The organism is Ensifer adhaerens (assembly GCF_028993555.1).
Taxonomy (GTDB): Bacteria; Pseudomonadota; Alphaproteobacteria; order Rhizobiales; family Rhizobiaceae; genus Ensifer; species Ensifer adhaerens_I.
The window spans coordinates 358,918-385,088 of record NZ_CP118611.1 but is presented as its reverse complement, the minus strand read 5'-3'; the positions used below and the strand labels follow the sequence as shown (position 1 = coordinate 385,088).

22 protein-coding genes are annotated in these 26,171 nt (G+C 62.1%); 6 read left to right on the top strand and 16 right to left on the bottom strand.

Going from position 1 to position 26,171, the window contains the following annotated elements; translation table 11 throughout:
- Positions 1-101: 101 nt before the first annotated feature.
- From PWG15_RS22140 to PWG15_RS22085, 12 genes are all read right to left on the bottom strand, one after another.
- Entirely contained in the window at positions 102-1,136 is a 1,035-nt protein-coding gene (locus tag PWG15_RS22140) for a LacI family DNA-binding transcriptional regulator (protein ID WP_275026140.1), read from the bottom strand.
- A 14-nt stretch (positions 1,137-1,150) separates the two neighbouring features.
- Complete coding sequence (locus PWG15_RS22135) at positions 1,151-2,854, bottom strand: amylo-alpha-1,6-glucosidase (RefSeq protein ID WP_275026139.1); 1,704 nt, start codon at positions 2,852-2,854, stop codon at positions 1,151-1,153.
- Positions 2,855-2,858: 4 nt separating this feature from the next.
- Positions 2,859-3,671, bottom strand: coding sequence for a carbohydrate ABC transporter permease (locus tag PWG15_RS22130; protein ID WP_043625687.1), 813 nt, complete (start codon positions 3,669-3,671; stop codon positions 2,859-2,861).
- Positions 3,664-4,620: a carbohydrate ABC transporter permease gene (locus tag PWG15_RS22125; RefSeq protein ID WP_275026138.1), complete on the bottom strand. Its 957-nt coding sequence runs from the start codon at positions 4,618-4,620 to the stop codon at positions 3,664-3,666. The genes PWG15_RS22130 and PWG15_RS22125 overlap by 8 nt, the downstream gene beginning before the upstream one ends.
- Before the next feature lie 19 nt (positions 4,621-4,639).
- Entirely contained in the window at positions 4,640-5,869 is a 1,230-nt protein-coding gene (locus PWG15_RS22120) for an ABC transporter substrate-binding protein (protein WP_275026137.1), read from the bottom strand.
- 20 nt (positions 5,870-5,889) lie between these two features.
- On the bottom strand, positions 5,890-7,038 hold the full coding sequence (locus PWG15_RS22115) for an ABC transporter ATP-binding protein (RefSeq protein ID WP_275026136.1): 1,149 nt from the start codon (positions 7,036-7,038) through the stop codon (positions 5,890-5,892).
- A gap of 192 nt (positions 7,039-7,230) precedes the next feature.
- Complete coding sequence (locus tag PWG15_RS22110) at positions 7,231-10,263, bottom strand: aminotransferase class III-fold pyridoxal phosphate-dependent enzyme (protein WP_275026135.1); 3,033 nt, start codon at positions 10,261-10,263, stop codon at positions 7,231-7,233.
- Positions 10,264-10,280: 17 nt separating this feature from the next.
- A complete protein-coding gene (locus PWG15_RS22105) occupies positions 10,281-10,943 on the bottom strand; it encodes an SDR family oxidoreductase (protein WP_342457070.1) in 663 nt (220 codons plus the stop codon).
- 10 nt (positions 10,944-10,953) lie between these two features.
- Positions 10,954-12,609: an amino acid ABC transporter permease gene (locus tag PWG15_RS22100; RefSeq protein ID WP_275026132.1), complete on the bottom strand. Its 1,656-nt coding sequence runs from the start codon at positions 12,607-12,609 to the stop codon at positions 10,954-10,956.
- Between the two features lie 84 nt (positions 12,610-12,693).
- Positions 12,694-13,440 carry a transporter substrate-binding domain-containing protein gene (locus tag PWG15_RS22095; RefSeq protein ID WP_275026131.1) on the bottom strand — a complete coding sequence of 249 codons (747 nt, stop codon included), beginning with the start codon at positions 13,438-13,440 and terminating at the stop codon, positions 12,694-12,696.
- Between the two features lie 19 nt (positions 13,441-13,459).
- Complete coding sequence (locus PWG15_RS22090) at positions 13,460-14,533, bottom strand: LacI family DNA-binding transcriptional regulator (protein WP_275026130.1); 1,074 nt, start codon at positions 14,531-14,533, stop codon at positions 13,460-13,462.
- A 198-nt stretch (positions 14,534-14,731) separates the two neighbouring features.
- On the bottom strand, positions 14,732-15,487 hold the full coding sequence (locus PWG15_RS22085) for an SDR family NAD(P)-dependent oxidoreductase (protein WP_275026128.1): 756 nt from the start codon (positions 15,485-15,487) through the stop codon (positions 14,732-14,734).
- A 337-nt stretch (positions 15,488-15,824) separates the two neighbouring features.
- Here PWG15_RS22085 and PWG15_RS22080 point away from each other — a divergent pair, with 337 nt between their 5' ends.
- The 6 genes from PWG15_RS22080 (at position 15,825) to PWG15_RS22055 (ending at position 19,948) form a co-directional block, all read left to right on the top strand.
- The gene (locus PWG15_RS22080; RefSeq protein WP_275027154.1) at positions 15,825-16,412 is read left to right on the top strand and encodes a L,D-transpeptidase; all 588 of its coding nucleotides are present in this window, start codon (positions 15,825-15,827) and stop codon (positions 16,410-16,412) included.
- Positions 16,413-16,600: 188 nt separating this feature from the next.
- On the top strand, positions 16,601-16,732 hold the full coding sequence (locus PWG15_RS22075; protein WP_275026127.1) for an ABC transporter: 132 nt from the start codon (positions 16,601-16,603) through the stop codon (positions 16,730-16,732).
- A 151-nt stretch (positions 16,733-16,883) separates the two neighbouring features.
- Positions 16,884-17,456 (top strand): hypothetical protein, encoded by a 573-nt coding sequence (locus PWG15_RS22070; RefSeq protein ID WP_275026126.1) that lies wholly within the window; start codon positions 16,884-16,886, stop codon positions 17,454-17,456.
- Between the two features lie 236 nt (positions 17,457-17,692).
- Positions 17,693-18,280, top strand: a complete 588-nt coding sequence (locus PWG15_RS22065; RefSeq protein WP_275026124.1) for a protein-S-isoprenylcysteine O-methyltransferase — start codon at positions 17,693-17,695, stop codon at positions 18,278-18,280.
- Between the two features lie 10 nt (positions 18,281-18,290).
- Positions 18,291-19,073 (top strand): hypothetical protein, encoded by a 783-nt coding sequence (locus tag PWG15_RS22060; protein WP_275027153.1) that lies wholly within the window; start codon positions 18,291-18,293, stop codon positions 19,071-19,073.
- Positions 19,070-19,948: an SDR family NAD(P)-dependent oxidoreductase gene (locus PWG15_RS22055; protein WP_275026122.1), complete on the top strand. Its 879-nt coding sequence runs from the start codon at positions 19,070-19,072 to the stop codon at positions 19,946-19,948. The genes PWG15_RS22060 and PWG15_RS22055 overlap by 4 nt, the downstream gene beginning before the upstream one ends.
- Positions 19,949-20,000: 52 nt before the next feature.
- Here the strand turns inward: PWG15_RS22055 and PWG15_RS22050 are convergent, their stop codons facing one another.
- The 4 genes from PWG15_RS22050 to PWG15_RS22035 form a co-directional block, all read right to left on the bottom strand.
- The gene (locus PWG15_RS22050; protein ID WP_275026121.1) at positions 20,001-20,429 is read right to left on the bottom strand and encodes a DUF930 domain-containing protein; all 429 of its coding nucleotides are present in this window, start codon (positions 20,427-20,429) and stop codon (positions 20,001-20,003) included.
- A gap of 415 nt (positions 20,430-20,844) precedes the next feature.
- Positions 20,845-23,718, bottom strand: coding sequence for a DNA translocase FtsK (locus tag PWG15_RS22045; RefSeq protein WP_275026120.1), 2,874 nt, complete (start codon positions 23,716-23,718; stop codon positions 20,845-20,847).
- A gap of 575 nt (positions 23,719-24,293) precedes the next feature.
- On the bottom strand, positions 24,294-25,556 hold the full coding sequence (locus tag PWG15_RS22040) for an alpha/beta hydrolase (protein WP_275026119.1): 1,263 nt from the start codon (positions 25,554-25,556) through the stop codon (positions 24,294-24,296).
- 225 nt (positions 25,557-25,781) lie between these two features.
- The gene (locus PWG15_RS22035; protein ID WP_425536802.1) at positions 25,782-26,126 is read right to left on the bottom strand and encodes a hypothetical protein; all 345 of its coding nucleotides are present in this window, start codon (positions 26,124-26,126) and stop codon (positions 25,782-25,784) included.
- Between the last annotated feature and the right edge of the window lie 45 nt (positions 26,127-26,171).

Genomic DNA, 26,171 nt, shown 5'->3' with positions numbered 1-26,171 from the left:
TTCGGCCGGTTGGGTCCGGCCTCGGGTTTTGTCTGCGCCACCAAGGATATAAACGTTTATATCCCAGGCATGAGTGGGCGCCCGCAAGGGCGGCCTATTCGTCAACGGTTCGGGTTCAAGCGGTCGTCGCAGCGCTCGATCAGGTTCGGCATCAGGAGCGTCTGCAGCGCCTCCGGCGGCTCGCCCTCCATGCGCCTCAGGATATAGGCGCCGAGCAGGCTGCTCGGTTCGCTGATCGGCAGGTAGTAGGTGGTGATCGGCGGTGCGAAATACTGGCTGACGTTGAGATCGTCGGTGGCGTTGATGACTGCGTCGCGCCCGTGCACCAGCCCGCGTTCGTGAAAGCCTGAGAAGGCGCCGAGCGCCGAGGCTTCGTTGGCGCAGATGTAGGCGGTCGGGGCATTGCTGAGCTCCGACATGGTCAGCACGTTCTCGCGGCCGAAGGCGGGCGTCAGCCGGCCGTGGGCGACGAGCGCCGGGTCATAGGGAAGGCCTGCCACCTCAAGCGCATGTCTGTAGGCTTCGAGCCGGGTGATGCCGTAACTCAAGTCCGAGAGTGGGTTGAGCAGCGCGATACGGCGATGACCGCGCTCGACCAGGCGCGCCATCGACACACGGATCATCTGTTCATTGTCGGCATCGACATAGGCATGCGGTGCATTGTGGATGCTGGTGCCGTAGGTGACGAAGGGAAAATCCGCCGCCTGCATCGTGCGGATGCGCGGATCGTCGGCACGTGTGCCCGAGATGATGATGCCGTCGGCCTTCTTCAGCGACACGATCTGCTTGATGACCGCCTGGCTTTCCTCGAAATTCCGCACAGCATAGAGCGACACGCGGTAGGGACTGTCTTCCAGCGCCCAGGAAATGCCGCTCAAGAGTTGGGCGTATTCGACGCCTTCCCATTCGTTCTGCTTCGGACCCGGCGCGGTCATGATGGCGGCGACCTGGTAGGTCTTGCCTGTGCGCAACTGCACGCCGTGCATGTTGAGTTCATAGCCGACCCGTTCGGCCGCCTCGATCACGATCGCGCGCGTTTCCGGGCGCACCTGAGGCGAGTGCTTCAGGGCCTTGGACACGGTGGCGATGGAAAGCCCCGTCTCCTGCGCGATGGTCTTGATCGTCGGTCTCTGCATGGCGTCTCAACTCGTCACGGGTTGTCGTCGCTGAGCGATGCCGCCAGCTGAAGATAGACTGCGGATGTCCAGGCGAATGCCCGATCGCGAAGGCCCCTCCCCGAGCGCGCATCGAAGTTTTCGGCCATACCGCTTTTGCTGGCAAGTGAACAGAACTTTTCCGCGACCTCATGGGCCAGTTCAATCTGCCCTTGCCGGCGAAGACCGTCCCAGATGAGCATCGTCGTCGGCGCCCAGATCGGCCCGCGCCAGTAGCCGTCGTCCTCATAGAAGGAACTTTTCGGGCTTTCGGTCGCCGGACCCCATTCGGTGATGAAACCGCCGTCAACAAGCCGCGCCATGAGCTTCTCGCGCATCTCCGTCGTCAGCCGCGCGCCAAGCAGCAGCGGCATGAACTGGATGAGGTTGTCGCCCGGCAGTATCCGTTCCGGATCCGCGGCGAGCCGCGCACCGAAGGTTTCGCCGGTCCACAGCCGTTCGAACAGCAGAACCTGCAGGTCGTCAGCTTTCTGCCGCCACATCGCCTGGCGGTCCGCGTCATCTTCCAGAAGATCGGCAAGGACCTCGCAGGCAAGGATCAGGAAGACCGGCAGATCCGGCGAAATCACCGGGCCGCCCTCGGCAAAGAAGGTGGCGTTGTCCCAGCCGCTGTCGTTGCCGTGGAAGTAGGACGGCAGGCTCGCCGCATCCTTACGGCCGTAGGTCAGCCAGTAGTCGACCTGGCGACCGATTGCGTCGCGCAGGTAGGACTTGCGCTCGGCAGTCAGGAAGCCCGGATCGGCCGCCGCGATCAGCGACACGGCCCAGCCATGCACCGGCGGCTTGGTGAAGGCGAAGAGCACGTCGCGGTCGTTGATGTAATCCGGCAGCAGACCGGAGGCGTCCTGATGGTCGAAGATCGCTGCGAACTGGTCGAAGGCGAGATCCGGGTCGAAGGCCGCAACGCCGAGGGCGGAAAAGGCGTTGTCCCAGCTCCAGATGTTGATCATGTGGTTCTTGGACATGTAGATCGCCGGCCGCGTCAGCGCACCACCGGCGGGTACGCCATTCGCCCAGAGCAGGTAGCTTGCGAGACGATGCGCCTCGTCCTGGCGTTCCACGCCCTTCGGAACACGTGCGTGCCATTCGGCGAATTCGGCCGCCGCACCCGAAAGCGCTTCGGCGAAGCAACCGGGACGGTCAACAGGCGGCACGGTGCGGAAGAAATCGACATTGCCCTCGAAGGCACCGGCACCCGAGAAAGCGAAGGACACGTCCTCTGAGTGATCGCGCTGCCACGCGCCAGTGACCTTCAGGTCGCCGGAGAGCGCACGCGGGATGAACTTGACGTTCTCGACCGCCGCGACGAGGCAATCCTCGCCGGTCGGCGTGCGGTAGACATAGTCGTAACGCGAGCCCTCGAGATGGAAGCGCACGCCGGCCCGATTGCCGGATACGTGCAGCCGCTCCCCTTCGCCGATGACGAAGGTCACGTCACCCTCACCGATGCGGGCGTCGAGCCGTTCCGGGGAAAGCACGAGCACAGGCGTCACGCTCGCGCCCTCAGCATCGAAAAACTCGACGCGGCAGAGGCGGCCAAGCGACGGCCGCTCGTCGCCGCCGGCAACGTGGCGGAGATAGAGCGCCCGCTCGCCGTCGCGGCCCGGCACCCGCATCATCGAGAGCGTCAGGAAGCGACCCCTGCGGCTGAAGGGCACGGTATCGATATCGAACAGCATGCCGTTATCCCTTCACCGACGAGCCGACCGCGCCATCCATGATGTAGCGCTGGGCGACGAAGAAGAGTGCGAGCGGCGGCAGGCAGAGGATGACGGTGATCGCGGCGATCGAGGTCACGTCTACCTCATGCAATCCCTTGAACATCGAGAGGCCGAGCGTCAGCGTGTACTTCGACTGGTCGTTGAGGAAGATCAACGGGCCGAGGTAGTCGTTCCAGGCGTTCATGAAGTGGAAGGTACCGACCAGCACCAGCGCCGGCATCATCAGCGGCAGGTGGATGCGCCAGTAGATGTCGAAGGCATTGGCGCCGTCCATGCGCGCGGCTTCGTCGATCTCCATCGGCACGGTCATGATGTACTGGCGCAGCAGGAAGACGAAGAAGGCGTCGGCGAAATAGGCAGGCACGATCAACGGCTTCAGCGTGTTGATCCAGCCGAGCAGGTTGAACTCCATATAAAGCGGGATCATCTTCACGTCCCACGGGATCATCATGGTGGCGAGCAGCAGAATGAACAGCGGGTCGCGGCCGGGGAAGCGGAAGCGGGCGAAGCCATAGGCGACCAGCGACGAGGAAATCAGCTGGCCGATGGTCGACAGCACCACCACGATCAGCGAGTTGGTGAGGTAGGTGCCGAAGGGCTGCTTGTTCCAGGCGGCGGCGAAATTCTCCCAGTGCCATTCCGACGGCCAGAAGACCGGCGGGAACTGGTAAAGCTCGGCCGAGCTTTTGATCGCCGTCATGAAGGTCCAGTAGAACGGCGCGATGAACAGCGCCGACAGCAGGATCAGCGCGGAATAGAGCAGCGTCTTACGCATTGCGGTCTCCATCATTCTCGCGGACTTCGCCTTCGTAATAGACCCAGGCGGCCGACCAGCGCATGACGCCGAGGCTGAGCAGAAGCACGATGATGAACATCACCCAGGAGCCGGCGGCGGCATAACCCATGTCGAAATACTTGAAGGCGTTGTCGTAGATGTACATGGCGAAGAAATAGGTGGAACCGAGCGGCCCGCCCTTGGTCAGAAGCAGCGCGATCGTCAGCTGCTGGAAGGCCGAGATGATCGAGGTGATGAAGGTGAAGAGCAGCATCGGCCCGAGCATCGGCAGGGTGATAAACACCATCTGCGCCCAGCCGGGAACGCCCGAGACGGTCGCGGCCTCATAGAGTTCCTTGGGGATCGCTTTCAGACCGGTCAGAAGGATCAGCATGGTGCCGCCAAGGCCCCAGAGACTGGCGATGATGATCGCAACGATCGCAAGGTTCGGATCACCGAGCCAGTTCGGCCCGTCGATGCCGACGAAGGACAGCATGAAGTTCAAAAGGCCGTATTCCCGGCTGTAGATCCAGCTCCAGATCGTCACCAAAGCCACGCCGGAAATGACGCTCGGCAGGTAGAAGGCGGTGCGGAAGAAGCCGCTGGCGAACGTGATATGATGCAGCATCAGCGCCAGCAGGAACGACATGACGATGTTGAACGGCACGTAGATCGCCGCGAACTTCACCGTGATCCAGAGGCTTTCCCAGAACTGCGGGTCCTCGAACAGCATGGACCGATAGTTCTCGAGCCCGACGAACGTGCGTTCACCGACCACCGGCCAGTCGTAGAAGCTCATCGTCAGCGAGAAGACGAGCGGGCCGAGCGTGAAGAACAGGAACCCGAGGATCCACGGGGAGATGAACAGATAGGGTGCTGCATAGCGCGCGATGGCGGAGCGCTTGCGCCTTGCCACCTTAGACTCTGCACCGGCATAGGTCATATCCATCTCCCCGTACTCCCTTTTCTTACTTGATCAGACGCTTGGAGCGGTTGACCGCATCGTCGAGATGCTGCTTGGCATTGCCCTGGTCGATCATCGTTGCTTCGATGGCGCGGGCGAGATTGTCCTGGACCTTGCCCCAGTTGGCGTTCTTCAGGAACGCGTGGGTCTCGGTGTTGGAGGTCGCCAGAATGTCGAAGAAGGGCTTGTAGATCGGGTCCTTGGTCATGCCCTTTTCTTCAGCCACGCTGGTGCGCACCGGCAGGTCGTTGACGCGCATGGCGACGGCTTCGGGCGACGAGAAGAACTTGACGAATTCCCAGGCGAGATCCGGATGGGCCGCGTCCTTGGCGATCGAGATCGCCGAGACGCCGAGTGCGGAATGGGCGGTCTTGTCGCCGAACTTCGGCAGTGGCGCTACGCCATACTTGATGCCGGATGCGTCGATGCCGGACTTCGACCACATGGCGCTCTGGAACATGGCGATCTTGCCGCCCTTGAAGAGCGTGCTGCCCGATGTGTCGTCGCCGAGGTTCAGCGTGATCGCTTCCTGCTTCTTGGCCATGTCGGCGAACATGTCGAGCACCTGAGCGGCCGCATCGCTGTTCATGTAGCCGTCGATTTTCTTGCCGTCGTCGGAGATGTACTTGGTGCCGTTCGACCAGAGGAACTGCTCGAAGTCGTAAGGATCGGGCTTGGCGTCGACGGCGAAGCCGTAGACCTTGTTCGGCTCGTCGCGGAACTTGGCGGCCTTGGCGCGCAGGTCGTCCCAGGTCCAGCCGTCCTTCGGCTCCTCGACGCCGGCCTTGGCGAACATGTCCTTGTTGTAGAAGACGACCTGGGTGGTGAAGCCCGACGGCATGCCGTAGGTCTTGCCCTCGACACGAACCGTGTTCATCAGGCCCTGCGGGAAATCGTCGGGCTTGAGCTCGGCCGCGTCCTTGGCGATCAAATCGTCAAGCGGCTTCAGTGACGTGTAGTATTGCGGGAAGTTCCACATATACATGACATCGGGCGGGTTGCCGGCGCCGAAAGCGGCGATCAGCTTCTGGTCGTAACCATCGGCATAGGGCTCGACCTGGACCTTCACGCCCGGATGCTTTTCCTCGAACTTCTTGGCGATTTCCTGCTGGATCGCCAGGCTTTCGTCCGTGTCCCAGGTCGCAAAGCGCAAGGTCTCTTCCGCGCGGGCCGTGGCAGTTCCGGCCATTGCCAGAACCATCAGCGAGCCGATGATCGACTTCCTGTTGAGCATGCTTCTCCTCCTCGTTCGGGTTACGCGACCCGCTTTGCCTTTTCCTGATTGATGAGCGCCTGCGTTTCGCCATCGAGACGCCGCGCGACCGCCTGGCCATCACCGTCGAAGAGATGGCAGTGTTCGGCCGGCAGGCGCAGATGCACGCGTTCGCGTGCCGACACCGGATGCGTGCCACGCACGACGGCGGTCATGTCGCTGCCGTTCTCGAGGCTGATATGGACGTGGCTCTCGGTGCCGAGCCGCTCGACCAGGCGCACGTCGCCGACGAGATGGCCTTCTTCGGCCGAGACCAGCTCGATCTTGTCCGGGCGAATGCCGAGCGTGACGGATTTCGCCTTGGCGATCGGTGCCGCCGTGAGCATTTCGAGCGTCAGCGGATGGGCAAGACCACCGCCATTGAGCGTCACGGATGCGTCGACCTGCTCGGTCACTTCGGTCGTGACGAAATTCATACGCGGCGAGCCGATAAAGCCGGCGACGAACAGATTGGCCGGCTGGTAGAACAGTTCGAGCGGCGTACCGAACTGGCTGACCTTGCCCTTGTCGAGCACGACGACACGGTCGGAAAGCGTCATCGCTTCCACCTGGTCGTGGGTGACATAGATCATCGTCACGCCGAGGCGCTCATGCAGAGCGGCAAGCTCGACGCGCATGGTGACGCGAAGCCCGGCATCGAGGTTCGAGAGCGGCTCATCGAGCAGGAAGAGTTTTGGCTCGCGCACGATGGCGCGACCGATCGCCACGCGCTGACGCTGGCCGCCGGAAAGCTGGCGCGGCTTGCGGGCCAGCAGCTCCTTGATGCGCAGGATGTCGGCGGCATTGTCGACGCGGCGATCGATCTCGTCGCGCTTCATCCCGTTCAACGCCAGGCCGAAGGACAGGTTTTTGCGCACATTCATATGCGGATAGAGCGCGTAGTTCTGGAAGACCATGGCGATGTCGCGCTTGGCCGACGCGACGTCGGTGATGTCGCGGTCGCCAAGATGGATCGAGCCACCGTCGAGATCCTCGAGACCGGCGATGGAACGCAGCAGCGTGCTCTTGCCGCAGCCCGACGGGCCAAGGAAGCAGACGAACTCGCCGTCGGCGATATCGAGGTTGATACCCTTCAAGACTTCGAGCGAACCAAAGCCTTTGCGCAAATTGTCGATGCGGATCGCTGCCAACGGGCCCTCCCTGCCGGCCAGCACTGCTATGCCAAGGGCACGATTGCAGCACTAAGTTAAACGTTTATATGCACGATAAAAACGTTTAACTTTGTTGTAAAGCGGAAAATCGTATCGATCCGATTTTGCTGTTGAGGGCCACTGGCAATGGCAAAACGGCCGCCCGGAGGCGGCCGTTTTTGGTGTTTTGTCTCAGACGCTTAGACGCCCGAGCGTCTCGTCGAGCGCATTGAGGAAGCGGTCACAATCCTCCGCGCTGAAGGGCGCCGGCGGCTTTACCTTCAACACATTGTGGTGCGGCCCCTCGCTGCTGAGCAGAATGCGATGCTTACGCTTCATCTCAGCAATGACGAAGTCGAGCTCGCGCGCCGCCGGCTCCAGCGTCTCGCGGTCGCGCACCAGTTCGATACCGTTGAAGAGGCCATGCCCCCTGACGTCGCCGATGATCGCATGTTTTGCGGCAAGCGCCCGTGCGCCATCCATCAGCCGGTCGCCGACGACACGGCAATGATGCATCAGCCGCTCGTCGCGGATGACGTCGAGCACGGCAAGGCCGATTTCGGCCGAAACCGGATTGCCACCGAAGGTGTTGAAATACTCCATGCCGTTGGCAAAGGAGGCGGCAATCGCCTCGGTCGTAACGACGGCCGCCATCGGATGGCCGTTGCCGATCGGCTTGCCCATGGTGACGATATCGGGCGTAACCCCCTGCATCTCGTGCGCCCACATGTGGCTGCCGACACGGCCGAAACCCACCTGCACCTCGTCGGCAAGGCAGAGACCGCCGGCTGCGCGCACGTGCGCATAGGCTTCGCGAAGATACCCCTCCGGCAGCGACAGCTGCCCACCGGTGCCGAGAATGCCTTCGCTGAAGAACAGCGCCGGACGACGGCCGTCGGCCTCAAGGGCCGCGACCTGGTTGCGCACGTCCTCGGCATATTTGCGGCCGGCATCGACATCGCCGTAGCGATAGCGCCCGCGGTAGAGATCGGGCATCTCGGCGACCTTCACATGCGCCACCTGCCCTTCCCCGCCCTTGCCGGCGAACTTGTAGGGGCTGACGTCAATCAGGCTCGACAGGTGCCCGTGATAGGCATGGTCGACGGTGACGATGTCGCGATTGCCGGTATAGGCACGCGCAAGCCGGATTGCGAGGTCGTTCGCCTCACTACCGGAGTTGACGAAGAAGCAGACGTTCAACGGATCCGGAAACTGGGCCGCGAGCCGGCGGGAGTATTCGACCAGAGAATCGTGCAGGTAGCGAGAATTGGTGTTGAGCCGCTGCATCTGCGCCTGCGCTGCCTTGACCACACGTGGATGGCAATGGCCGACGTGGCAGACATTGTTGACCATGTCGAGCCAGCGCGTGCCGTCCTCGTCGATCAGATGCGCCCCCTCGCCGCCGATGATCTTGAGCGGTGCAGCGCTATAGGCAATGCTCAGCGACCGGCCGATGCGACGATGGCGCTCACGCACAAGGAAGGCCTTATCGCGCGGCACGATCACCGAAACAGGCACGGAGAGACCGAGCACGACGCTCGGGTCCGGGCTCACCTCGCGCCATACCTGCCACTGGTCGCCAACGCCGACGCCGTGCATTTGACCTCCGAGACCGAGGTGATCGGTGACGATCTGGAAATGCAGGTGCGGCGCCCAGCTGCCGTTTTCGCCTGCCGCGCCGAAGGCGGCAAAGACTTCGCCCTTGGCAATCACCTGCCCCTCGGAGAGTTTAGCAACGCTATCGCGCGAGAGGTGCCCATAGAGCGTCCAGAAGCGCACGCCACCTTCGATCTCATGTTCGAGAAGAACGGTTGGGCCGAAGCCGTAGGCAACAGCGTCGTCATGAATGAAAGCGACCTTGCCGGCAAAGGGCGCCGAAACCGGCTCTCCCGCCGGCGCAAAGATATCGACACCGAGATGCACCGAGCGACGCGCGCCCTCGACCGACGTCTTATAGGCGTCGCCCTGATAGATCCCGCGATCCTCGCCATAAAGGCCGATACCGAATGCGGCATGCTCACTGCCGATCTGTGCGGCGATACGCGCCTCCGCGTCCGCCGCATCGAGGCTTGCCCATTGTGCCGCCTCCGGACCGGAAGCGGAAAAATTGAAGACCGCGACCTTCGGCTTGGTAACGCCAGTGCGCACGATCGGCGCGAAATCATGCGCATTCTTTTCGAGCCAGCGAACGACGGCCGCTGCATGCGGAATGGGTGCAAGGCTGCAGGCGTCGCGGATGCGAGCGATAGCGATCGCACGGTTCTCGCCTTGCAGGCGGTTCAGCTCGCGCCAGACGTCCCCCTGGCTAACGAGCAGGTAGGTATTCTCCGGATTGTCGCGGATCTGCTTTGCCGCCATGCACATGCTGACGGCGTAGCGGGTCAACACCAAATCGAAGACCAGTTCGACTTCGGTTTCACTTAGTGGATTGACCCGATGGTAGGCACCGGCAAGGGCGGCAAGGGTCCCGACGGGATCGGTCGATCCGATCAGCGCATAGGCCGAGGCGACGGCAATTTCGATCACCCGAAAGGTTTCGACCATATCGCCGAAATCGAGCAGCCCGCTCACCTCGCCCTTCTCGTCGAGCAGCACGTTGTAGTCGTTGGCGTCGTTGTGAATGACCTGCATCGGGCAGGTCGTCAGGCCCGGCAGAACCGCCGACGCGAAATGATCGAGGATCATGTCAACTGCCGCCCGCTTGTCAACACCGTCGATCAGTTCCACATGTTTGCGATGCATGTCGGCCCGGCCGATGTCCCAGGCATAGAGCCGCTTGGCGCCGGCGTGCGTGAAGCCTTCGAGGCTGCGATCAAGACCGGCCAACAGGCGTCCAAGGCTTTCCGCACTGGCGGCGCTGCGCACCGGCGCCTTCGCCCAGATATCTCCGGGAAGCCACGACAGGAGCCGCGCCGTGCGCGGACCGCGAAGTTCGATCTTGCTGGAGACGGCGCCGCCGCGATCGCGCAAGGCGCGCGACAGCGGCAAATCCGACGCCTTGGCGGCAAGATGTTCGAGCACCGCCACCTGCATGTCCAGGTCATCCGCATCGCCGGCCGCGTGCAGCTTCAGCAGGAACTCACGCCCGTCGGCTGCAGAAACCCGGTAGTTGAGATCATGTTCGCCCGGCAACGGCGAAAGGTTCGCCTCGATGCCATGGGCTTCGCTGAGCCAGGTACGGATCGTCGCCAGTTCCTGCTGGGTTCTCAAATCTCTATCTGCCATCGTCTCTGCCTGTCCTGTCACCACGAAACCCGCCGCCCGTCATAGGCGCGGAAACTGCCGCTAGCGGCCATATCTGAGTTGTCGACGATCGCCTTCAGCCCGGCCGCACTCGCAGCCACCGAAACGACCGCATCGCTGCCGCCCATGTCCGTCTGCACCCAGCCGGGATGCAGCGAGAGTACGGATATCCCTTCACCCTTCAGATCCTGCGCGAGCTTGACCGTTGCCATGTTCAGCGCCGCCTTGGAGCAGCGGTAGGCATAGTCGCCGTCATCATCGTCGAGCGTACCTTCGGCGAGCGACCCGGCGCGGCTGCTGATATTGGCAACGACGCGGCGCTCGCCGGCCCGTAAGTTGGCTCGAAGCGCTCGCGTCACCAAAAGCGGCGCCAACGCATTGATCCGCATCACTTCAAGAAATTCGTCCGTATCGAGCGTCGAAAGACCGCCCGTGTCGCCACGCACAGCCGCATTGTTGATCAGAACGTCGATCGCGACGCCCTGCAGCGCCTCTCCCAAAGCAACGATCGATGCGGGATCTGCAACGTCGAGCGGTAGCCGGTCTGTCGCCCCTGCGTGCGGGGCTGAGCCCCGCACACAGGCGATGACGCGCCAACCGTCCTCGGCATAGATCCGAGCCAATTCGGCGCCGAGCCCGCGGGAGGCGCCAGTAATCAGCACCGTGCGGGGTCTAGCGGTGCTTGATGTCATATTTCCGCTCGATCATGTTGACGAGGCTTGCCGCCGCCAGCGTCAGGAAGATGTAGAAGATCGCCGCCGAGTTATAGGGTGCGAACGGCAGGAAGCTTGCCGACTGGAACTCACGCATGCGCTGGGTGATGTCACGGATCGACAGGATCGACAGCAGCGACGTGTCCTTGAGGATCGCGATCAGTTCGTTACCGAGCGGCGGGATGATGATGCGGAAGGCCTGCGGCAGCACGACAAGGCGCGCCGTCTGCCAGCGGTTGAGGCCGATGCTGCGCGCCGCCTCGACCTGACCGACGGGGATGGCGTTGATGCCCGAGCGGAAGATTTCGGCAAGATACGCCGAATAGGCAAGCGCCATGGCGACGATGCCGCGCATCAGGTTCGGCGGATCGAGCACTCCTTGGGTCGCGTCCTTCAGCGCTCCGCTCAAGGGTAGGCCGACATAGAGCACGATCACCAGCATCGGAATGCCGCGGATCGTGTCGACGATGAACTCCGATCCGATCGCCAGCGGATGGCGCTGGTGCAGATAGCCGCCGAAAGTGAGAAGGCCAAGGATGATCGCAAGAACGGCGACGGTGACGCCGGCGGCACGATCGCGGTCGTTCAGTGCCTCGGTCTTCCAGAGGACCGGCATATCGGCCGGCGCGGAGGCAGCCGGCAGCAGGGCCCCCGAAACGCCCTCGCTCTTGGCAATCGAGGCAAGCGCCTCGGCCGGGCCGACAAAAGTACGCACCGGCGTTTCCGTCTGCGGCGCGCCGTCATACTGGCCAAAGCGCACGGCGCTGATCAGGCCTGCCGGCGTGTTGGTGACGATACCGACCTTGCCGTCCAGCGTACCGGCCAGCACGTAGGTGTCGCGTGGCTGCATGAGGAACCAGCCGGCAGAAACGGCCAATACCAGCGTGGCAATCGAGAAATAGAGGCTGGTCCTGACCGTCGAATGCAATTGCAGCAGCCCGACCCAGACGAGCCCCATGAGCGCAGCCAGGAGATAGGCGGCGATCGCCGCGCGGATGGTGGTCGCCACACCGGCAGCAAAGGCGATATGGGCGAAGAAGAAAACGAAAACCAAACCCGCGCCGTTGACCAGGCCGATAATCCAGCGGGCGACGCGACGCGCCTTTCCATCGGAAGGGGCATCGGCACGGCTGCTCATGAAGTAGAGACCGAGGCCAGCCAGAGTGACGGCGAAATAGACGGGAAATAGCCAGGCCTCGACACCCTGCACCATCAGATCCGCAGCTTCGGTCAGCTGCCGCGGGGTCATGCCCTTGACGATCAGCGTAGACTTGAACGGATCGACGCCATTGGCGACGACGGATGCGATGAAGGGATGGATATTGTGGCCGATGACGAGAACGGCAGCCGCAGCGAGATTGAGCAGCGCCGCCACGTTTGCCAGGCGCGGACGTGGCGCCTTCGCCCGCGACAGCACGAGCACGGCGATGCCCGAGGTGAACGCGATCGCCAGCGCCAGAAAGCCCGGCACGAAGGCTGACGAGCCATTTTCGACACCAAGGATCGCCCTCAACGAGCGCTGGTAGTCGCCGGAGGAAATGAAAAGATAGATGATGAAGGGCAGCGCGGTCAGGATGATCAGATTGCTCGGACGCACGCTTCTCAGGAACGACATTCATTCCTCCGGGGGGGGCATAGAATTGGACAGACGGAGGACCCGGAGCGCGAGCGCGTTCCGGGTCCGATCGGCACTATGAGCTTACTTCAGGCCCCAGTACTTGTTGACGAGCTGGTCGAGGGTACCGTCGTCCTTGATCATCTTCAGGCCTTCGTTGAAGGCGGCGACGTTTTCGTCGCCCTTGCGGAAGACGAGGCCGAGCGGGTCGGATTCGAGGTCCTTGATCGCAACGACGAGCTCACCAGCGAATTCGCGCTCGTAAGCCGCAGCGTTGGCGCCGTTGATGACGACGCCGTCGACGTCCTTGTTCTTGAGCGCGATGATCGCGGCGCTGAAGGTGTCGTAGGCGGCAACGTTCTCCTTGCCGACGACACTCTCGGCGACCTGGGCATCGGTCGTATTCGCCTGGGCGGAGAGCTTTCTGCCAGCTTCCTTGAAGGCTTCGAGCGTGATGCCCTGATCGTCAGCACGCATCAGCACGGCCTGGCTGTTGACGATGTAGGGATCGGAAAAGTCCATGGCCTTCTTGCGTTCCTCGGTGATCGAGACACCTGAGGCGACGAGGTCGAAACTGCCCTGGTCGAGCGCTGCGAAGATGCCGTCCCAGCCGGTGGTGACGAACTCGGCCTGGCAATTGATCTTGGCGCAGACGGCGTTGACCACGTCGACGTCGAAGCCGACGACCTGTCCGGTGGCCGGATCGATGCTCTCCATCGGCGGCGACGTGGTGTCGGATCCGACCTTCAAGAGCTTGCCGCCGAGATCGGCGGCGTGGGACACGCTCGAGGCAAGGGCCGCAATGGCCAGGGCAATCATCAGTTTCTTCATGGTTCTCCTCCTTTGATGATTAACTTTGGATCAGTCGGCCGCCGAGATTATCCGGCTGGCGCGCAATCAGCGTCGGCCTGAAGACCTGCCGGAGCCTAGCGGGGTCATCCCCCTCCATGCGGCGCAGCAGGAACTGTCCAAGCGTGCGACCGAGCACCTCGATCGGCTGATAGAAAGTGGTGACCGGCGGGGTGAAATAGGCGCTGACGTTGATGTCGTCATAGGCGATGACATCGACATCAACGCCGACCTCGCGGCCGAGACTGCCAAGGCCCGAGAGCACGCCGAGCGTGGTGGATTCGTTGATGCAGACGAAGGCGGTCGGGGCATTCTCGAGCTGCAGGAAGTCGATCACCGCCTGCCGGCCGAAATGGGTCGAAAGATCGCCCTCGGCGATCAGTTCCGTCGGCGCATCCAGTCCCGCCTCGCGGAACGCCCTGGAAAAGCCATCGATCCTGTCGAGCGCATAGGAAAACCGCCGCTCCGGATTGACGAGCGCGATCCGCCTGTGACCGCCGGCGATCAGCCGTGCGGTGGCCGCATGTGCTGCCCATTCGTTGTCGATATCGACATGGGCATAGTCGAGATTCTTGCGGCAGCGGCCCATGGAGACGAAGGGGAAGTGCTCGGCGACCAGAAGATCGATGCGCGGGTCTTCGGCAAGGATGCCGGAAAAGATCAGGCCGTCGGCCAACCCCTGGTCGACGATGCGGCGGGCAGCCTCCGCGCCATCAGCCGCGTCGCGGATGACATGCACCGACATGCGGTAGTCGGTGCCTTCGAGCGCCTGGCTGATGCCGCTCAAGGTCTGGGTATATTCGACGCCGTCCCATTCATAGTCGCGTGCCGCGGTCACCGGCATCAGCACGGCGGCCTGAAAACTCTTGCCGGTGCGCAGCGCCATGCCGCGCGCATTCGCCTGATAGCCGACTTCGCGCGCCGCCTTGTAGATGAGATCGCGCGTCGCCGGTGCGACGACGGGAGATTCGCGCAAAGCCTTCGAGATCGTGGCGATGGAATAGCCCGTCATTTCGGCCAATGTCTTGATCGTTGGCGGCGGCGCGCGCCGCGCCCTATGCATCTGCGTCGCCATGCACCCTCCCAGGCTCGCGGCTTCTCCTGGAGCATAGGGGTAACAGCCAATAAAAACGTTTTCAAGAAAAATAAAAACGTTTTTATTTCATTTCAGCAGAACGTGAGTGGGCGCAGCGGAGGCATAGGCGCGCGCCCCAAGCGCTCGCTTCCGCGGAGGACCTGTTGATTTGCTGTGTGTTTTTGGTGCGGCGTGCGCTCAGTGCGCGGTGTAGGCGCCATCCACCAGGTGAACGCTTCCGGTGATGAAACTCGCCTGTTCCGACAACAGGAAACAGATGAGGGCCGCGACCTCCTCCGGGGTACCTCGACGCCCCATCGGTTGCAGCGACATCATCCGCCTGCTGTTTGCCAAGTCCGCGTTCTCGACCGATAGCGGCGTATCGATCCAGCCGGGCGCGACCGCATTGATGCGGACACCCATGCGGGCATACTCGATCGCAGCCGCTTTCGTCAGCCCGACCACAGCGTGCTTGGCGGCCGTATAGGCGGCAGCAAGAGGCAGGGCGACCGAACCCAGGATGGAAGACGTATTGACGATCGCGCCCCCACCCTGCGACGCCATGGCCGCGATCTCGTACTTCATGCAGTAAAAAACGCCATGCAGGTTGACGTCCATCAGCGCATGCCAGCCATCAAGCGGATAGTCGGCAGTCGCCTTGCGGACGCCGTCGACGCCGGCATTGTTGACGGCCAGATGCAGGCCGCCACAGGTCTGGACGGCGAACCCCACCAGTTTCTCCACCGCAACAGCATCGGCAACATTGACGGCAACGTCATGGGCCTTGCCGCCGCTCGAGCGAATAGCCTCGACGAGCAAGCGCACGGCGTCAGCGTCGACATCGGCAGCGATCACTTCCGCTCCCTCTACCGCAAGTTGCCGGCACACGGCTGCGCCGATTCCGGAACCCGCGCCGGTCACAATCGCAACCTTGCCAGCGAAGCCTCGATTCATACTGTCATTCCTAATCATCAGGCTTCGACTAATCGAGCGCGCGCGACATCGCAAGTCATTTCATGGCATTCGCCTGGAGGCACCAGATTTCCAACCGGCCGGCCGCAGCAACACGTAAAACTCGCGACAATTCCTGGCACAACTCGCCCGCCGCAGCCAGACCAGCTTCGACGATATACAATCCTTGCAACACATTTTCACACATCGTGAGCAGAAAAACACGACATTTCAAACATCTATCCTGCCATTGGGATTAGTTTGTCTGATTGGAGCTTGGCCAGCAAATATTGTGATGTTAAAACGACTCGGGGCGCACCATTTTTCTCAGCAGGTAAAGATGGACAATCACCGCATTACACGGAGAGCCCTGGTCATTGGCAGCCTTGCCCTGTTGACCGGGTGCAGCTCAAGTTGGCAAGGCATGTCGTTTCCATCCCTGTATGGCGGCACTCCTGGGGTAGATCGCCGCTTCCGCAAGCAGCACGTTCGCTTCGACGGCAACGAGCCACCAGGGACAATCCTGGTCGATACAAACCAGCGCTATCTTTATTCGATCGAGGATGGTGGCTGGGCAATGCGCTACGGGATTGCCGTGGGCGAGGAAGGGCTTACACTGAAGGGGCAAGCCGTCGTCGGACGAAAGGCCGAATGGCCATCGTGGACGCCGACCGCAAGCATGATCCGGCGCAAACCACGCCTCGCGCAATATGCAGGCGGGGTTTCTGGCGGGCCGCATAATCCATTGGGGGCTTCTGCCCTGTACCTCTATCGCAACGGACAAGACACCAAATTCCGTCTGCACGGTACCAACGAGCCCTGGAGCATAGGGCAGGCAGTGTCCAATGGCTGCATCAGACTTACGAATGATGATATTGTCGATCTCTATGCCCGGACGCCTATTGGCACTCCGGTATTGATCATTTGACTGCGTACTCTATCTAACTGCGACATTGGAGGAAGGCCGACACGCTTTTGAAGCACTATTCAAAGTTCGGTAACGATAAACCGAATGACGAGTGTGCCCTTTAAGCACTAGGACGAATCTAAAATTGCCTTTAATACTAAGAACGTTGCCTTCTAATACCCATTCCAGAGAGAGGAAAGGACTTATTGATGAGCAGATTTCTGATCGTTACAGTTGCGTTGCTTTCGGTCGCCAGCCTCACCGCTTGCGGAACGATCGGCAAAGGCAAGGGCAAGGCGCCGCCACCGGTGGCTGCAGAGCCGGCACCCGTTTACAAATAATCACCGACCTTAGTTCGGGGAGGGCCTCGCGGCCCTTCCCGCCCTATCTGATCGTGACCGGCCTGGTCACATGTCACAGCGCAAAGTTCGGAAAACCACTTAAAGTGGAAAATCCATGCGCTCATCAGAATTCGGGAGATTTAGGGCAGTAATGGCGCGCTCACGAGGTTGTATTTCATTCGCCGTCTTGACCGCATTGGCGCTTACGGCGTGTCAATCACAAGACAAGGGCCCTCAACCAAAGTTTGTCTCAAGCATTGCGGGAACAACATCGCAAGAGAGCGAGCAGGGCTATTTCATCGAGTTCCGATCCCGTTATGCGCTGAGCTACGGCCATACCTACGTGATTTTCGGACAAGCCAGCAAATCGGGAGCAATGATCAATCCGGAAATAGCCGGACTCGCCCCGGCAACACTCGATACCGCTCCCTACGTCATCGGCCATGTTCTGCCCGTACCGGCGGAAACCGGCGCGAGCGACGGAGACATGGAGGAGCAATACCGGTCTGCAAGTTGGCGCGTCATGCTGACCGAAGCGCAATATCGTGATGTCGTCGCCAAGATCCGCAAGCTCAAGGCCGAGGCCCATTACTGGCATGCTTCGCTCTACAACTGCAACGCCTTCGTGGCCGATATTGCGCGCTCTATGGGATACAAGACCCCAAACATCTGGCTGAGGCCGCAGCAATTCATCACCAGGCTTCGCGAGATGAACGGCGGGTAGGTTTGAGGGTCACGCGAACCGCTGTTTGTCAGCTTCCAGAAGACCGCGTGCGCTGTGCCACCACTGGCTGCCATCAATGCCCTTGAGCGGCAGATCGACAATCGTCCACAGCCAATGGTTCGCCACCTCCGGTTTGGTACCTTGTCAGGTCGGAGCGCCGCGTGGCAGTCTTGTCCTTTCCGGCCGTTGCGGTGGCCGGCAGCTGCAGCAAAGAGCTTAGGTGGTTGAACGTGAACATGTCTGTCGCTTCCATCGGCGAAGTCGTCTGGGTCATAGGCATCGTCGCCTGGTACGTCGTGCGTTACCCATTCGAGCGTCGTGCAAGGCGTGTGCGTGTGACGAGCAGCCGACGGTCGCCTACCGACACGGCCGGCCTGGCCGCCGCCCTGTTTGGCATGTCGATCGTACCGGCGTTCTATGTTGCGACGGGATTCCCGAAGTTCGCCGACTATCCTGCGCATGCCTGGGTGGTGGGCCTTGGCGCACTCGTCTTTGTGATGGGGCTGTGGACGTTCCGTCGGACTCACAAAGAACTCGGCCGCAACTGGTCGATCTCGCTGGAGATCCGCGAGAAGCACCAGCTCATCAGCAGCGGCCTCTATGCCGTCGTGCGTCATCCGATGTATACAAGCTTCCTGCTCATGGCGGTCGGGCAGATGCTCCTGCTGTCGAACTGGGTGGTTGGACTTGCGGGCATCCTCGGCTTTGCTTTGCTTTTCTTCCTGCGCGTCGGCAAGGAAGAGCGCCTGATGCTGGAATTCTTCGGTCCTGAATATCGCGCCTACATGGACAGGACGAAGCGGATTATACCCTATCTTTACTAGAGGTGGCATGATGCGGGGCCGATCGGTCAAGCTCTCTGCGGCACGACGCCTTGTCGGGGACCTGATGAGGTTCTCGATCGTCGTCCCCCGGGTTACGGTGCAACGGCAGATGAACATTAGTGCGCTGCACAAGGCGAGGGCGAGCCTGTCTGAACGGCCGTCGTGGATGGTTCTTTTCCTCAAGGGCTACGGGCTTCTTTCGAAGGAGACGCCCGAACTGCGCCGGGCCTATGTCAAACTGCCGAGACCGCAGCTCTACGAGTATCCGGGAAGCATCGCGTCGGTTGCTCACGAGCGCGAGCATGAAGGCGAAAGGGTCGTGCTTCTCAGCACAATCAAGACGCCCGAACGGCGGTCGATTGCCGAGCTGAGCGCCCTGCTTCAGGAGGCCCGATCACGCCCCGTGCTTGAGATCAGGGAATTCCGCCGTGCGCTGAAGATTGCGCGCCTGCCGGCGCCGCTGCGGCGGTTCTTGATGTGGCTCAGCCTGAACATGGGACGTCAGCGGGGCCACCGTTTCGGCACCTTTCAGTTGTCGGTATATTCCGGCCTGGGCGCAGAATCGCTCAATCCGCTGACCCCCCTGACGACGATCTTCAACTATGGGCCGATCGGCGAGGACGGATCGGTCGTGGTGCGCATTCACTACGACCACCGCGTCATGGACGGTGCCAATGTCGCGCGCGCTTTGCTGCGCTTCGAGGAAATATTGAACGGAGAGATCGCTGAGGAGGTCGCGGGCCTGTCCCAAGTTAAACATCCGCCGATGACGGCGTCGGAGCCATCGGCATGACATTACAGCAGCTATCCCGACCCGCAATTGTTGTTGTCGGCGCATCCCGCGGCATAGGCAGAGCGATCGCAGAGCTTGCCGCCCGAGACGGTGCGCCTGTCGTGCTGGTCGCGCGGTCCATAGAGGGTCTGCAGGTCGTGGAATCGGCAATCAGACAATCGGGCGGCGAGGCTTTCTCGCTTTCGCTTGACCTCACCTCCGCCGATGCATCGACCGGCCTTGAAGCGTTCCTTTCGCGCCAGGGCCTCGTCTGCGATGTTCTCGTCAATAGTGCCGGTTACGGCCTGCGCGGCGGGGCGACCGTTTTGCCGGTGGTCGACCAGATTGGAATGATCGACGTCAACATCCGCGCCCTGGCCGACCTGACATTGCGCCTGTTGCCGGGCATGGTGGCACGACGCCGTGGCGGCGTCATCAATCTCGCCTCCGTCGCCAGCTTCACCCCCGGCCCGTACATGGCGATGTATTATGCGAGCAAGGCCTTCGTGCGCTCATTTTCCGAAGCGCTGTACCAGGAGACGCGAAGGACAGGCGTAACGGTGACCTGCGTGGCGCCGGGGCCGGTATCGACCGAATTCCTCGAAAAATCCGGCGCCAACAGAGCTGCCCTGTTCAAGGTTCTCCCGAAAGCCAGTCCGGAATATGTTGCAAATTGCGCCTGGCGCGGTTTCAAGGCCCGTCGCCGGCTGGTCATTCCCGGCATTTCCGCCAGACTGGCAATCCTGATGGCAGGCATCCTTCCCTCCGCGGCGCTTTTGCCTCTGGTCGGCAAGCTGCAACTGCGCGGCAACGACCCCTGCCCCTGCGGATCTGGGAAGCAGCTCAAGCACTGCTGCCGCGCAGGTCACACCAAAGGCGGAACGGCGTCGGCGTGATACGCCTCTGCAGCCAGCTTCCCGTGGGATAGCGGAGCGACCATTGCCACGATCACTGGGTTTTGGCACCAGCGGAGAGGAAATGCGCCTCCCACTCGCTTTCCGGAATTTCGTCACCAACCTGAAATTCGAACCGGACGACGCTTTTGATATCCGGCGCTACATCGCAGCCAACCTTGATGTTGAACCAGCGGCCCTTGCTGCGGAAGGCGGCGCCATCGGCGCGGAGGTTCCGCCCGGCCAGGAGGACATCCGCGGTGGCGTAGGCGACGAGAGAATCGGGGGCGAAGTCATTGCGCCAGCGATGAACCTGCTCCATCGCCTCGAGATTGCAGAGCTGGACGATCCGTTCATCGGCCGCAAGCTGCGAGAGCCCCTCCAGCGCCTGCCTGCTGCGCGGGTGGGCGAGTATCTCCGCAGAAAAGAACTGTTTTGCTTGAATGGTCGGCGAGACATCCGGCGACGGCGTGACTGCTTCCACAGCAGGCGCCACCTCAGGAACAGACTGCGTCGTTGACGACGCAGGCTGTGGTCCAAGCACCGGCTGCACCACATCGGGGCGAAGCGGTGGCAATTCCAGTATCTGAACGGCGATCCCCTCATCCGGGGTCGGAACGGGCCTTTTTGGCGGCGGAAGAAGGAAGAGCGCCCACACGGCGAGGGCATGAATGAGGAGAGCAAGCGCGAGGCTTCGCCAGAGCGTTGTCTCGTTGCGATGATGCGTTACTGCTTGCACCGCTCAGATCATCCCATGCGCGACACCCGGGCCGGAAGCATAACAACCACTCCTGGCGCATGCGACACAACCACCAAGCCAAAGATGGAAAAGCCGCCGCCAACAACCTGTCAGCGACGGCTTGAAATCCGTGTTTTGGGGGCGACGCCTACGATCGGTATCAATCCATGTCGTCGTTGTCGGGCGCGCTCATATGGTCGCGGTTGCCGTAGACGATCTCGCGCTTGCCGACGTGGTTTGCCGGGCCGACGAGGCCTTCCTTCTCCATGCGCTCGACCAGCGAGGCGGCGCGGTTGTAGCCGACGCCGAGGCGGCGCTGGATGTAGGAGGTCGAGCACTTCTTGTCGCGCAGCACCACCTTGACCGCCTGGTCGTAGAGTTCGTTGCCGTCTTCCGACGCAAGCGCGCTCTTGTCGAAGACCGGCGTCTCCTCCTGCGGCTCCTCTTCCTCTTCGTCCGCCGTGACGGTTTCGAGGTATTCCGGCCGCCCTTGCGTCTTCAGATGCGCCACGACATGTTCGACCTCGAGGTCCGAGACGAACGGGCCGTGCACGCGGGCGATGCGCCCGCCGCCCTGCATGTGCAGCATGTCACCTTGGCCGAGCAGCTGTTCGGCGCCCTGTTCGCCAAGGATCGTGCGGCTGTCGATCTTCGAGGTGACCTGGAACGAGATGCGGGTCGGGAAGTTCGCCTTGATCGTGCCGGTGATGACGTCGACCGAAGGACGCTGCGTTGCCATGATCAGGTGGATACCGGCAGCACGCGCCATCTGCGCCAGCCGCTGGATGGCACCTTCGATCTCCTTGCCGGCCACCATCATCAGGTCGGCCATCTCGTCGACGATGACGACGATGTAAGGCATCGGCGCCAGATCCATTTCCTGCTGCTCGAACAGCGGCTCGCCAGTGCCCTTCTCGAAGCCGGTCTGAACCGTGCACATCACGGGCTCGCCCTTCTCGCGGGCGGCGGCTGCGCGCTGGTTGTAGCCGTCGATGTTGCGGACACCGAGCCGCGACATCTTGCGGTACCGGTCCTCCATCTCGCGCACGGCCCATTTCAGCGCCATCACCGCCTTCTTCGGGTCGGTAACAACAGGCGTCAGCAGGTGCGGAATGCCGTCATAGACGGAGAGTTCCAGCATCTTCGGATCGACCATGATCAGGCGGCATTGATCCGGGCTCAGACGATAGAGGAGCGACAGGATCATCGTGTTGATCGCTACCGACTTGCCCGAGCCCGTGGTGCCGGCGACGAGCAGATGCGGCATCTTTGCGAGTTCGGCAATGACAGGTTCGCCGCCGATGGTCTTGCCCAGGCAAAGCGCCAATTTGTAGCCAGTCTTGCGGAAATCGACGGATTCGATCAGCTCGCGGAAGTAGACTGTCTCACGGGTCGCGTTCGGCAGTTCGATGCCGATGACGTTGCGGCCGGGCACGACCGCAACACGGGCCGAAAGCGCCGACATGGAGCGGGCGATATCGTCGGCAAGGTTGATCACGCGCGACGATTTCACGCCAGGCGCCGGCTCGAATTCGTAGAGGGTGACGACCGGACCCGGGCGAACGTGAATGATGTCGCCCTTGACGCCGAAGTCTTCGAGCACACTTTCAAGCAGACCGGCATTCTGCTCGAGCTGCTCCTGCGTCATGAAGAAACCCTGACCGACAGGCGCTTCCTGCAGCAACTCTTCGGACGGAAACTCGTAGCCGTCGCCGCTCGGCGCACGTTCGGTCACGCCGATCGCCGGCATTCCGCTCGGCGCACGGGTAACCGTCGCCGGCATGGTGATCGCCGCCTTCGAGGCGACCGGTGCCGGCTGTTCGATTTCGACCGGTTCGGCGTCGACGATTTCCGGCTCGGCTGCGGCTACGGCCTCAGGTGTCGCGACCACTGCAGCGGGCGCTGGAGGGACGTCGGCAACGACCTCGGCGGGTACAGCGGGCTGCTGCGGTGCCGGGACGTCCTCTGCCTTTGCGCCACGAACATCGACAACGCGGAACAGCGAGGTAATCGCCGTTGGCGGCAGGCGGCGAATCTCGACCGAACGCACGGGTGCCGATGGGGCAACGGCAACAGGAGGGGTCAACGGCGCCATCTGCACGGGAGCGGGCGTTTCGACGAAGGGCTTCGGATGCTTGGCTTCCTCGCCGGCAACCTCGACGTCGTCGGCCGGGCCGAATTCGAAGAAGGCAAAGTCGGACAGGAAGCTCGAACGCGCGGCACCATGATCGGCGACGGTGCTGGTTGCTTGAGCAGGTGCGGGCTGAACCTCCGTGACCGGCTCGGATACGGCGACCGGCGTCGTGAGAACGGGCGCAAGTGCAACGCCGTCATCGGCCGGGGTCTCGACGCGCTCAAGCATCGCCGGCTCGATCGTGTTTTGCGCCGCTGTCCAGGTCGGCAGCTGGTTTGTCAGCATTCGCAACAGTTCGGACGGGCTATAGGATGGCAGCGTGACCTCGGCCTGCGGCGCGCCGTCAACGGCGGCAGCGGACACTTCCGCCTGCGCCGACTCGACCGGAGCCATCACGACGGGCTCGATAGTCTCTGCCGATACAAGCTTCACCGTCACCGCGACGGCTACTGCTTCGATTTCGGCTGCCGACGGCTCCTCGGTAACCGTTTCGCTTTCCTCGAGCTGCGGTGCGCGCCGCTTCATGAATTCGCGCTCCGGCGTACGGGTAAAGCGGACGTTCGGCGCCAGGAAGAAATGGCTCTCCCACGTCGAGTCGCCATAGTGCCCGGCGATCTCCGAGAGCGTCGGCAACGGCTCGCTGGTCGTCGTCGTGACCTGTGCTGGCGCATAGGCAGAGCCTTGCCCGTAGAGACGTGCGGCACGGCTCACGGTTTCGGCCTGCTGGTTGGCTGGCCTGCGGGGCGCCGCCGGCGCCTCGTACAACTGGTATGGGTCGGCGGGTTCCGCCTCATGGGTGGGCATACCGCTCAACGCATCGTCATGCGGACCATCGAAATAGTCCGCCTGGTTTGCATCATGCAAAGCAGCCTGTGAGAAGTTTGTCCTGGGAATACGCATGGGTCCTGGAAGAGCTAGAGACATCGCCGCGGGGCCTTCTAAGCGATAGGAAATGAAGGTTAACAAGTCCCTTCCAACGCCCCGTTTCGACCCGAATCGGAGGGGCAACAACCGCACCGATCGGGGCTTGAACCATGCGCAACGCCCGGCATGCCAATGGCCACCGCGGCGTTCCGTCGCCATTTGTCACAAGGCGAAAATATTTCTTGGACAGCCGCGATACCGCCCCCTGGGAGCGGATGCCTGTGGTGACCTGCTACCGGTACGGTCGTGAAAACGAATCGGGCCCGCGTGAGGGTCTCACGAGGGACCGATTGAACCGCTTTCAACCGGTCCGCCGGTCGCAACCGCTGGCTCGTCCTTGGCTACAAAATACATCGGCGACTTGGCACCAGCCAACCTTGCCGAAAGGTGCCGGCCAGTTCAACGACGCACCCATGACGCCCCCCTCGCAAAGACTTCACAAGCGGTTGTCGGGGACTTTTCCAGCCGACAGTTCCACTCGATACGCTACGCGATTTTCGAAGCACAAAACGCGCGCAGCGGGCGGCCGTGACCGCATCCCCGTGATGAGGTTATCGGCTGCAACTGCCGGTCCTTGACTGGCCTCTGTTGGTGCAGTCCGTTGTGGCGGCGCCGGGGCTGACGCCGCCTGACGGGCCAACAACCGCCTCGATGTGGCGAGCATAATTTTGCCTGGTGTTCTGGTCGACGATAGCTACGGGAGCTGAAACGATGAGGCCCGCCGTCGTGCCGACGGTACTCGCAGCACCCGTGGCTGCCGCCACGATGTGATCCCCCAGACCCAATTTGCTATCGGTCAATGTCTGCCCTGAGGAAAGGCGCGTGCCGATCAGCCGTACGATCTCCGGGGACTCCGCGAACTTGCTGTGATGCAGCTTGTCGCCGGCCTTGACCTTGGTGAGGTCGATGACCGCTATGTCGTTCGCCGCCAGTTCTTCCTTGTAGGGCGATTGCTCGGGATCAATCGCCCCCAGCCGCGCAACATTGCCCCAAACGCGCCGCGACACCGCCAGCGCCCGATCATCGCGCGAGACGAAAAGGGTGAAACGCGGACGCACCGCGCCCATGTCGATGATCTGTGAGCGAAAGACGTCCACATCGACATCGGGGGCGGCGAGCATGACATTCTTGAACTTCACCGGCAGCCCACCGTTGCGGATGGCCATCTGGCGCAGGGATTCCAGCGCAAGCCAGTTGCCCATCGAGTGGGCCAGGATCGAGACTTCCTTGACCTCAGCGTCGCGCGCCAGATACTGGAACAGCCTCTCCACCTCGTTGCGTGTATAGTTCGTACTTTCGCGATCGTAGCCATAGGCCAGCAGGCTGCCCCTTGAGGGCCACGTCGCGAGCACCGGGGCGCTGTGAGCCCCGGAATCGTGAACGATCTGCGCGAAACGGAAGACCGCATCCTCGAATTCGTTGTTGAAACCGTGGATGAAGACAAGCACGCTGCGGTCCGGGCTCTTGCGCACGGAAGCGCTCAGCCAGCTTTCCGCTGTCGGCCGATCGACCTCCTCTGCCTTGACCGCCGCAAAATCCTTTGCGGGATTGGGCGGGAGCTTCCGTGGCCAGGCGACCTCGCCCACCTTGCGGACGTTTGCGGGCGGAATTGACACCGTGATCTCGGCAAAATTCGGCTCGAGAGCCCGTTCGCCGCTGAACATCTCACCGGGTTTGGCTGCCTGACTTCGCGTCGTCGTCACCAGCATCTCCACCTGGCTGGCAGTTGGCGAGGCAGCAACGGGTTGCAACACGCCCGTCGGGCGTCCCGCGCAGGCGACGAGCGACATCGCCAACAGGCCGACGACCATCATGAGGCGTGGGCTCCGTCTGGCGCTGGGTTTACGGCTGAGAGACCGTGTCAGCGAGCGCATCATAGGAAGCGAGCCGCTGTTGATACGATCACACGGATCAATGCTGGGTTCGGCTGAAGGGGCATGTCGAACAACCTTGGTTCCCGTTGACAGAAGACGTTGCCGTCGCGCCACGTGATCCTAGCCACGTTCGGACGCCGGACCGTGCGATCGCGCGTTTGGCGTTCATTCCCGCCTCACTTTCGAACGACTGCGCAAGAGCAGGATTGAGAGCACGACGTGAATCACGACCGCCGGCCACAGAAGCACCCCCGCGGAGCTGGTCGTCAGACCGAAAAGCGCCAGATAGACCGCGACTGCCACGCTGTAGATCAGCATGCCGAGAAGACCGGAGCTTCTCCAGCAGGCAACGCCGAGGGCGATCAGGGCAATTCCCGCAACCCGTGCGGTCGGAATGGCAGCGCCGCTTAGCGCCTCACCGAGCAGCACCTGCCCGACGAAGCTGGGCAGGATCACAAGAGCGAGACCGGTCGCAATTTCCCCGAACGCTGCGACATCAAGCACGCGCATCACGAACCCCCCCTTTGGCGTCCCTTCCAGTTGGTCTCAAACGCT